This window comes from Microbacterium maritypicum MF109 (assembly GCF_000455825.1).
In the GTDB taxonomy this organism is placed as follows: domain Bacteria; phylum Actinomycetota; class Actinomycetes; order Actinomycetales; family Microbacteriaceae; genus Microbacterium; species Microbacterium maritypicum_A.
Map to the genome: position 1 here is coordinate 1 of NZ_ATAO01000113.1, position 13,495 is coordinate 13,495.

A 13,495-nucleotide genomic window follows, 5' to 3' on the forward strand; every position below is an offset into this window, starting at 1 on the left:
CGTCGACACCCTCGCCGCGATCGCCCTCCAGGCCGGGCTCGCCGTGTCCGCGGACCGGCGGCTGCGATCGAGCCAGTCCGCAGAGGAATGGCTGCGTTCGTCGGCAGCGGACCGATGGGCTGTCTTGGTCACCGCATTCCGGGACGCCCTTCCCCGTGGTGTCCGTTCCGCAGGCGGCGGATGGGTTCCTCCGGAGGCCTGGCCGTTCGCCCACCCCTGGGATCCCACCTGGGCCGAGCGTGCGCACGTCCTGCAGGATGCGGCCGCGCTCCTCGGCCTGATCGCCGAAGACGGCACCGAACCCGCATGGGCGGTGAGCCTGCGACGCGGAGGCGACGCGGAGGCCGAGGCTCTCGCGCGACTGCTGCCGGCCGAGGTCGATCGCATCTTCCTGCAGAACGACCTGACCGCGATCGCACCGGGTCCGCTGCAGCCGGCGCTGGATGTGCGGCTGCGCACGATCGCCGCCCGTGAGTCCGCGGCCCAGGCGTCGTCGTACCGTTTCACCTCCGAGTCCGTGGCGCACGCGTTCGTCGCCGGCGAGACCGAGGCGTCGATCCTCGATTTCCTCACCTCCGTCTCCCTCACGGGAATCCCGCAGCCCCTCGGCTACCTGATCGCGCAGACAGCGCAGCGTCACGGACTCGTCCGCGTCTCGACGGACGACGAGACCGGCCGCACGCGGATCGAGAGCTCCGACGCTCACCTCATCCAGGCGATGGCGGTGGACCAGTCGCTGCGTCCGCTGGCTCTGTCGGCGCATCTCGATTCCCTGACCACACGCGTCGGACGCGACACGGTGTACTGGGCTCTCACGGACGCGCGGTACCCCGCGACGCTCGTCGGCCCCGACGGATCCCTCCTGGTGCGGGAGCGCCACCCCGCTCCCCCTGCCCCCGCTCCGAGCGGAGACTCCACAGACCTCATGCCGCTGATCACGCGGCTCCGGTCCCACCAGGGGCCCGATGCCGACGCCGCGTGGCTCGACCGCGAGCTCGAAGCCGCCGTGCGGGCGAAGTCGGTCCTCGAAGTCACGGTGGGGATGCCGGACGGGTCCACCCGACAGCTCCTCCTGGAAGCGACCGGGATGGGCGGTGGCCGACTCCGCGGGCGCGACCGTGCAGCCGATGTCGAACGGACACTTCCCGTGTCGAGCATCCTCACAGCGACGATCGTCGCGTCATAGGCCTCGCACCCCGCACGACCGCTAAACTGGTGAGCTATGTCTGATGGCCCCCTGATCGTCCAGAGCGATCGCACCGTGCTGCTCGAAGTCGCCCATGCCGATGCCGAGAGCGCCCGGCATGAACTGGCGATCTTCGCCGAACTGGAACGGGCTCCCGAGCACATCCACACGTACCGGATCACGCGTCTGGGTCTGTGGAACGCCCGCGCCGCAGGGCACACCGCCGAGGACATGCTCGAGACGCTGGACCGCTGGTCGCGCTTCCCGGTGCCACCCTCGGTTTCCGTCGATCTGCGCGAGACCGTCAACCGTTACGGGCGTCTGGTCATCGAACGCGATGAGGAGGGAACGCTCATCCTGCGCTCCTCCGACCCCGCGGTGCTGGCGCAGGTCGCGAACAACAAGCGCATCCAGCCGCTGCTCATCGGGCACCCGACACCGGAGACGTTCGTCGTCGATGCCTGGGCGCGCGGGCAGATCAAACAGGAGCTGTTGAAGATCGGCTGGCCCGCCGAAGACCTCGCCGGGTACACCCCGGGCACCCCGCACGACATCGACCTCGCCGAGGACGGCTGGCACATCCGTCCCTACCAGCAGGATGCCGTCGACGCCTTCGCGAAGGACGGATCGGGCGTGGTCGTGCTGCCCTGCGGTGCCGGCAAGACGATCGTGGGCGCCGGCGCGATGGCCGCGACCAAGACGACGACGCTGATCCTCGTCACGAACACGGTGTCGGCGCGGCAGTGGCGCGACGAACTGCTCAAGCGCACCAGTCTGACCCCCGAGGAGATCGGCGAGTACTCGGGCCAGGCGAAAGAGGTCAAGCCCGTCACCATCGCGACCTACCAGATCCTCACCGCGAAGCGCAAAGGCGAGTACGCCCACCTGGCGTTGCTCGACGCGCTCGACTGGGGGCTCATCGTGTACGACGAGGTCCACCTGCTCCCCGCGCCGGTTTTCAAGCTGACCGCCGACTTGCAGGCGCGCCGCCGCATCGGCCTCACCGCCACCCTCGTGCGCGAGGACGGTCGCGAGGGCGACGTCTTCAGCCTGATCGGCCCGAAGCGCTTCGACGCCCCCTGGAAGCAGATCGAAGCGCAGGGCTTCATCTCCCCCGCCGCCTGCTACGAGGTGCGCGTCGATCTGCCGCCGGACGACCGGCTCGAGTACGCCGCGGCGACCGACGATGAGCGGTATCGTCTCGCGGCGTCCGCCCCGGCGAAGGTCCAGGCCGTGCGCGAGCTCATCGCGAAGCACGAGGGCGAACGCATCCTCGTGATCGGGCAGTACCTCGATCAGCTCGAGTCGCTCTCCGAGGCCCTGAACGCCCCGCAGATCACCGGCGCGACCCCGGTCGACGAGCGCGAAGAGCTCTACCGTGCGTTCCGTGAAGGCGACATCTCGCTGCTCGTGGTGTCGAAAGTGGCGAACTTCTCGATCGACCTTCCCGAGGCTTCCGTCGCGATCCAGGTGTCCGGGTCGTTCGGATCGCGTCAGGAGGAAGCCCAGCGTCTGGGCCGCCTGCTGCGCCCGAAGCAGTCGGGCCACACCGCGAGCTTCTACACCCTCGTGGCCCGCGACACCATCGACCAGGACTACGCCCAGAACCGTCAGCGCTTCCTGGCCGAGCAGGGCTACAGCTACACGATCATGGACTCGGACGCGATCGCTGCCTGACCTCGGGAGATCATGCTCCGGTGGTGCGGCCGTGCAGTACGCCGCCCAGTCGATGGGTTCCGAGCACTCCGGCCGGCGCGGATGCGGCCCGGGCCGTGCGTGCGATCCCGAGCCTTGCAGCCCAGCGGTCGGCGAGCAGGGCGTAGACGACCATGGCCAGTGCCGAGGCGAGCAGGTCGACGGCGGTCCCCGAAGTCGCGTTGGCATCGACCAGCGTGACGGATCCGAGCAGGAAGATGAGCACGTTGTTGACGATGTGCAGGGAGATCGCGGCTTCGAGTCCCCCCGTACGCCAGGTCAGCCAGGCGGCGACGATCGCGAACATGCCCACGCTCGCCGCGCCCCAGATGTCGTAGCCGTGACCGAGCACGAACAGCGGCACGGGCAGCAGGATCGCGAAGGCGGGATGACGGAGCCAGCTCCCGACCAACTGCATCAGGTATCCGCGGAACACATACTCCTCCGCGGCGGCTTGAAAAGGGATGAGCAGCAGCACGAGCAGCACCATCGTCCAGAGCCCGGGGTGGGAGAAGTCCGCGACGACCGCATCGCCGCTCAGGGCCGACCAACCCAGCACCGCAACGAAGTAGACGGCGAACACGGCGAGCGCCAGCAACAGGCTCTTTCCGAGCCACCCCATCCGCAGCCGTCCGGTGACCGATGACAGCAGCCCCACACCGCGACCCTCCACCATGCGCGAGGCCAGCAGCAGTGCGGGGATCATCAGGATCAGCGGCAGCACCAGTGCGACGAGCAGCCACGGCCGGTCGAGGTCGAAGAACTGCGAGGTGGCGAGGAGCGTCTGCGATTCGACACCCCACCCGGGGACGAACATCGACACGATGGCCAACGGCACGATCACGATCACGAGGATCGCGACGTAGAGGGCGATGCCGACGAGTCCGGTCAGCAGCATGCGCCACCAGCGATACCGCGGACGCAGATGCGCCAGCCGATGATAGGCGACCTGATCGACATCAGGCGCGTCCGGCAGGGCGACGGGGCTTCCGGGGGCTTCAGGGCTTCCGGGGGCGACGGTGACGTCCTCGTTCCAGCTCATGCATCGATCCTCCCCCGTGCACCTGTGCGGCGCATCCACCCCCGGGACGATCTCGCTCCTACGGACTGTGCACACAGCATCGAAGGATGCGTGCGCACGCTTCCCGAAGGGGCGACTCCACGCCGTTCCGCACAATAGTCAGCATCCCCATGGCCGAAGTCACCATAATGGGGACATGACTGCTCCGCGCATCCTGGTCGTCGACGACGAACCCAACATCCGCGACCTGCTCTCCACGGGTCTCAGCTTCGCCGGATTCCAGGTGAAGACGGTCGCCAACGGCGCCGCCACGATCTCGGCCGTCCTCGAAGAGGAACCCGACCTCATCATCCTGGACGTCATGCTGCCCGACATGAACGGGTTCAGCGTGACCAAGCGCCTCCGCGGTGCGGGATTCACGGCGCCCATCCTGTTCCTCACGGCGAAGGACGGCACCGAGGACAAGATCGAGGGACTCAACGCGGGTGGCGACGACTACGTCACCAAGCCCTTCAGCCTCGACGAGATCGTCGCCAGGGCTCAGGCCATCCTCCGCCGTACGATGCAGGCCGACGAGGAGTCGATCATCCGCGCCGGCGAGCTGTCCATGGACCAGGACACGCACGACGTTCATGTCGGCAAGGAACCGATCGAGCTGAGCCCGACCGAGTTCAAGCTGCTGCGCTACCTGATGCTCAACCCCAACCGCGTGCTGTCGAAGGCGCAGATCCTCGACCACGTGTGGGAGTACGACTTCAATGGTGACGCCGGCATCGTCGAGAGTTACATCTCCTACCTGCGTCGCAAGATCGACCCGCACACCGAGGAGTCGCTCATCCAGACCAAGCGCGGCTTCGGCTACATGCTGAAGGTCGGCAAGACGGTCTGACGACCACCGCACCACCAACGACGCCGCCTCGCGGCGCAGCCGCCGCACCGGGGAGGACCGCATGGCGCACAAGCCCGATGCGGTCACCGGCTGGTGGCGGCGCATCAGCCTTCGGGCCAAGGTCACCGGCGTCACGGTGGCGGTGCTGGCGCTCGGGCTGCTCGTCGCGGGTATCGGCACGGTGCCGATCCTGCGCAACGCCCTGGTCGCGAACATCGATGCCCAGTTGCCCGCCCTGGTCTCGAGCGATCTCGTCGACCGCTACTTCGACACGGTGACGGTCGACGGCGTCACCACCTACAGCCCGCGCGATGAGCAGCCTCGAGACTTCTCCTTCGCGATCTACGATGCGACGGGTGAACTCCGCGCCACGGCACGAGGCACCTCGGGCCAGGCGCCCCTCTTCCCCTCGCAGTACTCGCTCGCGAAGGCGACCGCCAACACGGATCAGATCCCGCTCGAGATGACGGGAGCCGAAGGCGAGCTGTTCCACGCGGCGGTCGCCGTCGTCCCCTCGGAAGGCGGTGTCCTGCGCATCCAGCTGGTCGCTCTTCCCCTCGCACCCGCCGACCGCATCATCAGCCAGTACTTCGGCATCTACATCTCGATCGCCCTGATCACGATCCTGATCGCCGCGCTGCTGACGCGCGGGCTCGTGACCCTCACGTTCCGCAGGCTCGGTCAGGTCGAGGCCACCGCCATGTCGATCGCGGCCGGCGACTTCCGGCAGCGGCTGACCGACCTCGAGCCGACCACCGAGGTCGGCCGGCTGAACACCGCCATCAACACGATGCTCGACCGGGTCGATCGCTCGCTCGCACAGCGGGACCGCACCGTGCAGCACATGCGGCGCTTCATCGGCGATGCGAGCCACGAGCTGCGCACCCCCCTGGTGAGCGTGCGCGGCTACGCGGAGCTCTACCGCATGGGCGCGATCAAGGGCGAGGAGGACACGGCGCGGGCCATGGAGCGCATCGAGAAGGAAGCGATCAGGATGGGGGTCCTGGTGGAGGACCTCCTCGCTCTCGCCCGGCTCGACGAGGAGCGCGAACCGGAGATCGTCCCCCTCGACCTACGGCCGATCGCGCGGGATGCAGCGCTCGATCTGCGTGCCGCGGCCCCCGGCCGGACCGTGACGGTGATCGACCGCACCGCGGACAGCAAGACCGCGGTACCTTTGCACGAGATCCCACCGCTCCAACCACCGCAGCCGCCGACGCCGCGAGGCCTCTCCCGAGCCACGCTCTCGCGTCTTCGCCGACGCCCACGGCAGCCGGACCAGACTCCCGCGATCGACTTCACTGAAGTTCCCGATCTGCCCGTGCGCACCCCGCCGATCGTGCTCGGCGAAGAGAACAAGGTCCGCCAGGTCGTCACGAATCTCCTGGGCAATGCGCGCCGCTTCTCCCCCGAGGACGGGCCGATCGAGATCGTGGTCGACTCCGACCGGGCGGCCGGCACCGCGAGCATCGCGATCGTCGATCACGGCGAGGGCATCCCGCCGCAGATCCGGGAGCAGATCTTCGAACGCTTCTGGCGTGCCGACACCTCCCGCGCGCGGGAGACCGGAGGCTCCGGCCTCGGACTCGCGATCGTCGCGTCGATCCTGAAAGCGCTCCACGGCGGCGTCGATGTATCGGAGACTCCGGGTGGGGGTGCGACGTTCACTGTGACTCTCCCGCTCGCACCGGCGCGCGCCACGCCTGCGCATCTCCTCGAAGACACGCAGCCTCTGGATCGACTCGACCTGCCGTAGCGGCCGTTCCGACGCCGGGCGCTCTCTGCACCGCCTGCCCGGCTGCCCCGTTGCTCACAGCGCACGGGATGACAGCGACCCGGAGAGGATACGGACGCCGACGCTCGCTTAGCCTCGGAACCCCTACGAGAAGGAGTTCCCATGTCTGTCTTCACCGTCGACACCGAGGCCGTCTACGCGGCCCACGGCGCCACCCGCGCAACGATCGAGCGCTTGCAGGGCGAGTCCGCGACTCTGATGGCGCAGCTCCGACAGCTGCAGTCGACGTGGTCCGGCACGGCATCCCATGCTTTCCAGACGTGCGCCGAGCAGTGGCAGGGCGCGCAGCTCCATGTGGAGCAGGTGCTCGAATCGATCGGAACGTCGCTCGGCGCGGTCGCGACCCAGTACGCAGACGCCGATCAGTACTCGGCCAGCCTGTTCCGCTGACGCACACGCGTATCGACGCAGAACGCCCCCGGCCGAAGCCGGGGGCGTTCTGTCATGAGAGCAGGATCAGAAGTCCATGCCACCCGACGGGTCACCCATGGGAGCAGCGGCCTTCTCCGGCTTGTCAGCGACGACGACCTCGGTGGTGAGGAACAGCGCCGCGATCGAGGCTGCGTTCTGCAGCGCCGAGCGGGTCACCTTCGCGGGGTCGATGATGCCGGCGCCGAACATGTCGACGTACTCGCCCGTAGCCGCGTTCAGGCCCTGGCCCGCGGGGAGCTCGGCGACCTTGTTCGCGACGACACCGGCCTCGAGACCGGCGTTCAGCGCGATCTGCTTCAGCGGAGCCTGGATCGCGACCCGGACGATGTTCGCGCCGGTCGCCTCGTCACCCGTGAGCGAGAGCGCGTCGAGCGCCTTCGTTCCGGACTGGATGAGCGCGACGCCACCACCGGGGACGATGCCCTCCTCGACGGCCGCCTTCGCGTTGCGGACAGCGTCCTCGATGCGGTGCTTGCGCTCCTTGAGCTCGACCTCGGTCGCGGCTCCGGCCTTGATGACGGCCACACCACCGGCGAGCTTCGCCAGGCGCTCCTGCAGCTTCTCGCGGTCGTAGTCGCTGTCGGTGTTCTCGATCTCGCGACGGATCTGCGTGACGCGACCCTCGATCTGGTCTGCCTCACCGGCACCCTCGACGATCGTGGTCTCGTCCTTGGTGACGATGACCTTGCGCGCACGACCCAGCAGGTCGAGCGTGGCGTTCTCGAGCTTGAGGCCGACCTCTTCGGTGATGACCTGTCCACCGGTGAGGATCGCGATGTCCTGCAGCTGCGCCTTGCGGCGGTCGCCGAAGCCGGGAGCCTTGACGGCGACCGACTTGAAGATGCCCTTGAGCTTGTTCAGGACGAGCGTCGCGAGAGCCTCGCCCTCGACGTCCTCGGCGATGATGACGAGCTCCTTGCCGTCCTGGATCACCTTGTCGACGATGGGCAGGAGGTCCTTGATGTTGGAGACCTTCTGGTTCGCGATGAGGATGTACGGGTCCTCGAAGACAGCCTCCTGGCGCTCCGGGTCCGTGACGAAGTACGGGTTCAGGTAGCCCTTGTCGAAGCGCATGCCCTCGGTGAGCTCGAGTTCGGTACCGAACGTCTGCGACTCCTCGACGGTGACGACGCCTTCCTTGCCGACCTTGTCGATCGCCTCGGCGATGAGCTCGCCGATCGCGGGGTCAGCAGCGGAGATGGAAGCCGTGGCAGCGATCTGCTCCTTCGAGTCGATCTCCTTGGCGCTGGCGAGCAGCTCCTCGGTGATCGCGGCGACGGCCTTCTCGATGCCGCGCTTGAGCGAGATGGGGTCGGCGCCGGCTGCGACGTTGCGCAGACCCTCGCGGACCAGAGCCTGAGCGAGGACCGTGGCGGTCGTGGTGCCATCACCTGCGACGTCGTCGGTCTTCTTGGCGACCTCCTTGACGAGCTCCGCGCCGATCTTCTCGTACGGGTCGTCCAGCTCGATCTCCTTGGCGATGGAGACACCGTCGTTCGTGATCGTGGGGGCTCCCCACTTCTTCTCGAGAACGACGTTGCGGCCACGCGGGCCGAGGGTGACCTTGACCGCGTCGGCGAGGATGTTCAGGCCGCGCTCGAGGCCGCGGCGGGCCTCCTCATCGAAAGCAATGATCTTTGCCATGAGTTTTTTCGTCCCTCCTGGACGTAGACGTTGGGTTTAGCACTCAGAGTAAGAGAGTGCTAACGCCATTCTGGCACTCGACACCTTCGAGTGCAAGCCGCCGGAGGAGTGGCGCACGCGGAGGTCAGGGGGCCGGGGTCTCCCCGGGCGTCTCGGGCGCGGAACTCGATCGATCGAGGCCGATCACCACCGTGAACTGCTTCAGACCGTCCTCCGTCTGACCGGAGTAATAGTCGCTCTGCTGCACGGCAGCGCCACCGAGGAGGTTCGCCAATCCGATCGCGGCGAGCTCATCCTCATCGTTGACGTAGAAGACGGTGGTGGTGGCGAAGTCCTGACTCGAGCTGTCTCCGGCGAAGACGATGTCCGGCGCCCATCCATTGTTGACGAGGACGTCCCGCATCTGCGTGTCGAGCCCCTCGTCCGGCGTGCCGTTGAGGATCATCACGGAGACCGAGGTGTCCACCACACCCGTCTCGACCGGAGTGGGGACCGGCGTGGACGCCGCCTCGGGAAAGAGCGAGATGCGCCCCATCACCACGAGGGAACCGAAGATCCCGGCGATGATGAGGACGAGGGCGGCGACGAAGGACCAGAGCAGCACGACCCAGCCGTTCATCCCCGGAGCTTCGGCGCGATGCGCTCCCACACGTCCGGAGGAACGGGGAACGTCATCGAAGCGATCGCGGGAGGGCTTGGACACCCCTCGATGCTAGCGTCACCTTCCTGGCATTCTGATCCGCGGCGCGGAACACCCGATTCGGGAAGCCGCCGACGGCTCTTCTCAGCCGACGAAACCCGGTGTGCGAGCCGAGCGCTGCCTGGCGCGTGAATCCCGGATGCGGCGCAGCCGCCGCACCAGCATCGGATCGTACTCCAGAGCGGCTTCCGACTCGATGAGCCGCCCGAGGAGCTGGTAATAGCGGGCCGAACTCATGCCCAGCTGGGCGCGGATGACTTCTTCCTTGGCTGAGCCGTGCCGCGGCCAGGCGACCTCGATGGCGAGGATCGCGCGATCGCGCTCCGTCAGGTCTCCGAGCATGAGTCCAGGTTAGGACGCGACGGTCGAGGGAGACGTTCGCCACTCCCACCAGCCTCCGAGGGGATCAGCGGCGGCGCGCACCCTCCCGTCGATGGCGACGACGAAGCCCGGCCAGCCGTCCGCATCCACCGACGGCACCCAGACGTCGAGCGCGCCCGGCGGATCGATCGTGATCCAGCGGGCGTCCAGCGCTGCTATGCGGGCGACCAGCGCGTTCCGCTGCGCTCGCGGGATGTGCACCAGCACTCCGGGCGTGGTGATGACGAGCGTGGCATTCCCAGGCGCGGCAGCCGCCAGGGCATCGATGCGTTCCAGAGCGTCTCCGACGAGGAGCAGTGCGGGATCGGAGGCCGCGATCTCGAGCGCAGCATCGATCCGCTGCTCCCGTCCCTCCTCACCCGGCCACACGAGTCCCCGCAGCCATCCCCGGTCACGTGGGTCGGCCGCGTCGAGCGGCGCCAGATCGATGCCCGCCCGCCACGCCACCTGCGGCATCCGCAGCGGGGGCATCGCGCCGGTCACCCGGCTCTCCAGCACGACGGTCGACGGTCCCTCCACGGGATCAAGGCCGACGCGGAGCGCACCCTCTTCATCGACGAAGCGGTACGAGTACCTGTCGGGATAGAGACACAGCCCGGCGGAGGCTCCGATCTCGAGCAACGCGATCGGACCCTCGATCTCGGACAGCACGGGAAGCAGCGCGGCGAGGCGCAGCGGTTCGTTCGTCTGCAGGCTGCGACGGGCGCATTCCGCCACGACCTCGTCGGCGTTGCGCAGCACGAAGTCCCGCCACTGCGGATAACCGGCGAGCTCGGCCCCAAGCAGACGGGTGACGGCGAACACGAGGGGCGGCTGCCTCCGGGTCTCGGGAATCCGCAGCAGGATGCGCCTCACCTCGACATCGGCCGCCACGCCGGCCGCCCATTCCGCGTACAGCGCGCTGCGGCCGGGGGCCTCGTCACGGGCGAATCGTGCGTATCGTTCCTGCACGGCATCCGTCATGCGTCCATTCTGACCCGGAGCACCCGATACCCCGTCGCACGGGGGAGAATGGACGGGACTCAGGAGGACACATGTCGTACAGCGTGGACAAGACCGAAGAAGAATGGCGCGAGGAGCTCGGCGAAGAGCAGTACGCGGTGCTGCGCCAGGCCGCGACCGAGCGGGCCTGGACCGGCGAGCTGCTCGATGAGGAGCGGGCGGGCCTGTACACCTGTGGCGCATGCGATGCCGAACTCTTCAAGAGCGGCACGAAGTTCGACTCCGGATGCGGATGGCCGAGCTTCTACGAGTCGATCCGCCCCGATGCGGTCGAACTCATCGAGGACGACAGCCTCGGGATGGTGCGCACCGAGGTGCGCTGCGCCAACTGCGGATCGCACCTCGGCCATGTCTTCCCCGACGGATTCGGCACGCCGACCGGCGACCGCTACTGCATGAACTCGATCGCACTGAACTTCACTCCCGAAGCCTCGTGAGCGCCCTCGACGCTGTCCTGGCACGGCAGTCCTGGTCGAAGGTCGAAGACACCGCCCCGACTCGCGACGAACTTCTCACGTTCATCTCGGCGGCCGGCCGTGTGGCCGATCATTCTTCTCTGCGCCCCTGGCGGCTGATCGAACTCCGCGGCGCGGATCGCGAGGTGCTGGGCGCGGCGATCGCCGAAGCCCAGGGCGACTCCTCGCCCTCGTCGAAGCCGCTTCGTGCCCCTCTGCTCATCGCCGTCGTCGCCAGTTACCGGAAGAGCGAGAAGGTACCCCGTTGGGAACAGGAGGCCGTCGCCTCCGGTGTCGCCCACATGCTGAGCCTGCTCCTCGACGAAGCGGGGTGGGGCGTCATCTGGCGCACCGGCCACTACACGCGCGCGAAGGCGGTCGCCAGAGCTCACGGCCTCGCCGAGAACGAGGAGCTCCTCGGCTGGCTGTATGTGGGAGGCAAGCCCGAAGACAAGAAGCCCGGTCGGCGCAAGTCCGTCGATGCACGCACACTCGTCACGCGCATGCCGCACGCGAATACCGAGAATGCCCCGAAGACGGCGACGAACACCGAGAAGGTGAAGAAGGTGAAGAAGGCCAAGAAGGCCAAGAAAGCGGAGAAGGCGAAGAAGGCCGAGAAGAAGTAACCCCTCAGCGGCGACGCGGCCACGGAACCGCGACCACCACCGACGCGACGGCCACGACGACCATCGCGAGCACCTGCCAGAGCGCTGGTCCGGCCGCGGGCGGCCACATGAGGTCGATCACGACCGACGTGACCAATTGCCCGAGCACCGACCCCAGGCCCATGAGCAGCACCCCGGTCTGCGCCACAATGAACGTGCCGAGGAGGATGTAGGAGGCACCAAGGAACCCTCCGAGGTACAGCCAGGGCTCGGTGGGAAGCCCCGCCGGTGCGCCGCGGAACGCGATGCTCACCCCGGATGCCAGGGCGAGCACCACGGTGCCGGCGATGAAGCTCATCAGAGTGGCGGCGAGGGGCGAACGCGCCCGCTGGGCCAGGCGCCCGTTGGTCGCTGCCTGCCAGGCGATCCCGACACCCGCGGCGAACGGGAGCAGCAGCATCCACAGCGGCGCGGTGGCCAGCACGTCGCCGGAGAGCGAGATGCCGACCGCGGCGAGCGCGAGCAGCCCCCCGAGCACCCGCCCTGGCGTGACCGCCACGACTCCTGCGGGCCCGAATCCGATCCGATCGAGCACGAGGCCGTGAACGGTCTGCCCCGCCACCACACCGACGGTGAACAGGGAGACGCCGAGCACACCGGCGGTGAGACCTTGCGTCGAGACGGTGAGTGCGCCACACGCTCCCCCGAGCAGCATCCAGACGGGGATCGTCTGGTGTCGGATGCCGCTCCACAGGCGTGCGACGCCTCGCCGAGCCGACGGGAGGGCGGAGATCACGACGGCGAGCGCCACGAGTCCCACGGAGAACGAGAGGAAGCCGGCGACGATCCCATCGTCGACGCGCACACCGAGCACCCCGTTGATCCGCGCCTGGATCGCCGTCATGACACCGATCGCGACCGCTCCTCCGAGGGCCAGCGGAGCGGGAAGTCGACGGGTCTCTGGCACCTGTCGACCCTACCCGAGCCGCCGCCCGCTCCTCTCTCCGCGAATGTCGGAGGCCGGGACTACGCTGGCGGCATGTGCGCGAGCTACGGACTCGATCCCCGATTCACCGATGCCGAACTCCTCGCCGCCGCCGACGATGCGGTGCTCGAGGGCCTCCGCGTGTGGGCGCAGGAGAACGCGGGCGAGACGGTCCGCCCGACGGGCAAGAACCTGCGCAACCTCAACCCGTTGATCGTGCAGCCAGACACCGCCCCGACCCTCGAAGCCGCGTGGTGGGGGTTCCTCATCGACGGCGAGCCGGCGAAGTTCCCGTCGATCAACACCCGCTCGGAGCGGCTGCAGGAGCGTCCGGGCGGGGCGAAGTCGAGAGCGATCGTCCCCGCGACGAGCTGGTACGAGATGCAGAAGCCGTCTCGGCAGTGGAACGAGTTCATCGTCGACGACGGCACTCTGTTCGGCATGGCTGCGGTCACGCAGCGCGGCCGCACGGCCGACGGCGAGTGGTTCACGTGCTATTCCATCGTGATGCGTCCCGCTCCCCCTCACCTCGTCGACCTGCACGACCGGATGCCCCTCCTCGTCCCGTCCACCCTGAGCCATGACTGGCTGACCGCACCGGCGTCGCGGGAGATCATCGACGAGGCCGTCATCGCTTCAGACGAGATGGCCGCGCGGGTGCAGGCTCGCCCTCGCGCCTGACCGCTGATGTCCCACGCGGGTCGG

Annotated in this window: 14 protein-coding genes; 8 read left to right on the plus strand and 6 right to left on the minus strand. The window is 68.2% G+C overall.

What is annotated here, in order from left to right; all coding sequences use genetic code 11:
- On the plus strand, window positions 1–1,186 hold a 1,186-nt coding region (locus L687_RS27640; protein ID WP_021199047.1), incomplete at its 5' end, for a helicase-associated domain-containing protein.
- A gap of 36 nt (window positions 1,187–1,222) precedes the next feature.
- Window positions 1,223–2,863 carry a DNA repair helicase XPB gene (locus tag L687_RS27645; RefSeq protein ID WP_021199048.1) on the plus strand — a complete coding sequence of 547 codons (1,641 nt, stop codon included), beginning with the start codon at window positions 1,223–1,225 and terminating at the stop codon, window positions 2,861–2,863.
- A 10-nt stretch (window positions 2,864–2,873) separates the two neighbouring features.
- Here the strand turns inward: L687_RS27645 and L687_RS27650 are convergent, their stop codons facing one another.
- Window positions 2,874–3,923, minus strand: coding sequence for a CPBP family intramembrane glutamic endopeptidase (locus tag L687_RS27650; RefSeq protein WP_021199049.1), 1,050 nt, complete (start codon window positions 3,921–3,923; stop codon window positions 2,874–2,876).
- 175 nt (window positions 3,924–4,098) lie between these two features.
- Between L687_RS27650 and L687_RS27655 the strand changes: the two genes are divergently transcribed.
- From L687_RS27655 to L687_RS27665, 3 genes are all read left to right on the plus strand, one after another.
- Window positions 4,099–4,791 (plus strand): response regulator transcription factor, encoded by a 693-nt coding sequence (locus tag L687_RS27655; protein WP_021199050.1) that lies wholly within the window; start codon window positions 4,099–4,101, stop codon window positions 4,789–4,791.
- A 61-nt stretch (window positions 4,792–4,852) separates the two neighbouring features.
- Entirely contained in the window at window positions 4,853–6,547 is a 1,695-nt protein-coding gene (locus L687_RS27660; RefSeq protein ID WP_021199051.1) for a sensor histidine kinase, read from the plus strand.
- A gap of 141 nt (window positions 6,548–6,688) precedes the next feature.
- The gene (locus L687_RS27665) at window positions 6,689–6,976 is read left to right on the plus strand and encodes a WXG100 family type VII secretion target (RefSeq protein ID WP_021199052.1); all 288 of its coding nucleotides are present in this window, start codon (window positions 6,689–6,691) and stop codon (window positions 6,974–6,976) included.
- Between the two features lie 66 nt (window positions 6,977–7,042).
- On the opposite strand, the gene groL is transcribed toward L687_RS27665, so the two are convergent.
- The 4 genes from groL to L687_RS27685 form a co-directional block, all read right to left on the minus strand.
- Complete coding sequence (gene groL / locus L687_RS27670; protein ID WP_021199053.1) at window positions 7,043–8,662, minus strand: chaperonin GroEL; 1,620 nt, start codon at window positions 8,660–8,662, stop codon at window positions 7,043–7,045.
- Between the two features lie 124 nt (window positions 8,663–8,786).
- Window positions 8,787–9,365 carry a LytR C-terminal domain-containing protein gene (locus L687_RS27675; RefSeq protein WP_021199054.1) on the minus strand — a complete coding sequence of 193 codons (579 nt, stop codon included), beginning with the start codon at window positions 9,363–9,365 and terminating at the stop codon, window positions 8,787–8,789.
- Between the two features lie 81 nt (window positions 9,366–9,446).
- Complete coding sequence (locus tag L687_RS27680) at window positions 9,447–9,704, minus strand: DUF3263 domain-containing protein (protein ID WP_021199055.1); 258 nt, start codon at window positions 9,702–9,704, stop codon at window positions 9,447–9,449.
- Between the two features lie 9 nt (window positions 9,705–9,713).
- Entirely contained in the window at window positions 9,714–10,706 is a 993-nt protein-coding gene (locus L687_RS27685; RefSeq protein ID WP_021199056.1) for a DUF2332 domain-containing protein, read from the minus strand.
- 71 nt (window positions 10,707–10,777) lie between these two features.
- On the opposite strand from L687_RS27685, the gene msrB reads away from it, so the two are divergent.
- Window positions 10,778–11,182 (plus strand): peptide-methionine (R)-S-oxide reductase MsrB, encoded by a 405-nt coding sequence (gene msrB, locus L687_RS27690; protein ID WP_021199057.1) that lies wholly within the window; start codon window positions 10,778–10,780, stop codon window positions 11,180–11,182.
- A complete protein-coding gene (locus tag L687_RS41520; RefSeq protein WP_021199058.1) occupies window positions 11,179–11,826 on the plus strand; it encodes a nitroreductase family protein in 648 nt (215 codons plus the stop codon). Before msrB ends, L687_RS41520 begins: the two co-directional genes overlap by 4 nt.
- 4 nt (window positions 11,827–11,830) lie before the next feature.
- Here L687_RS41520 and L687_RS27700 read toward each other — a convergent pair whose 3' ends face one another.
- The gene (locus L687_RS27700; RefSeq protein WP_031206933.1) at window positions 11,831–12,742 is read right to left on the minus strand and encodes a DMT family transporter; all 912 of its coding nucleotides are present in this window, start codon (window positions 12,740–12,742) and stop codon (window positions 11,831–11,833) included.
- A gap of 102 nt (window positions 12,743–12,844) precedes the next feature.
- Between L687_RS27700 and L687_RS27705 the strand changes: the two genes are divergently transcribed.
- Window positions 12,845–13,471, plus strand: coding sequence for an SOS response-associated peptidase family protein (locus L687_RS27705; protein WP_021199060.1), 627 nt, complete (start codon window positions 12,845–12,847; stop codon window positions 13,469–13,471).
- Window positions 13,472–13,495 lie beyond the last annotated feature (24 nt).

What these genes read in the sequence shown, in the direction of transcription:
- L687_RS27705 (WP_021199060.1), top strand. Translation starts at nt 12,845, where the DNA reads ATGTGCGCGAGCTACGGACTCGATCCCCGATTCACCGATGCCGAACTC.
- L687_RS27650 (WP_021199049.1), bottom strand. Translation starts at nt 3,923, where the DNA reads ATGAGCTGGAACGAGGACGTCACCGTCGCCCCCGGAAGCCCTGAAGCC.
- L687_RS27680 (WP_021199055.1), bottom strand. Translation starts at nt 9,704, where the DNA reads ATGCTCGGAGACCTGACGGAGCGCGATCGCGCGATCCTCGCCATCGAG.
- L687_RS27665 (WP_021199052.1), top strand. Translation starts at nt 6,689, where the DNA reads ATGTCTGTCTTCACCGTCGACACCGAGGCCGTCTACGCGGCCCACGGC.
- L687_RS27645 (WP_021199048.1), top strand. Translation starts at nt 1,223, where the DNA reads ATGTCTGATGGCCCCCTGATCGTCCAGAGCGATCGCACCGTGCTGCTC.
- L687_RS27655 (WP_021199050.1), top strand. Translation starts at nt 4,099, where the DNA reads ATGACTGCTCCGCGCATCCTGGTCGTCGACGACGAACCCAACATCCGC.
- L687_RS27660 (WP_021199051.1), top strand. Translation starts at nt 4,853, where the DNA reads ATGGCGCACAAGCCCGATGCGGTCACCGGCTGGTGGCGGCGCATCAGC.
- L687_RS27685 (WP_021199056.1), bottom strand. Translation starts at nt 10,706, where the DNA reads ATGACGGATGCCGTGCAGGAACGATACGCACGATTCGCCCGTGACGAG.
- msrB (WP_021199057.1), top strand. Translation starts at nt 10,778, where the DNA reads ATGTCGTACAGCGTGGACAAGACCGAAGAAGAATGGCGCGAGGAGCTC.
- groL (WP_021199053.1), bottom strand. Translation starts at nt 8,662, where the DNA reads ATGGCAAAGATCATTGCTTTCGATGAGGAGGCCCGCCGCGGCCTCGAG.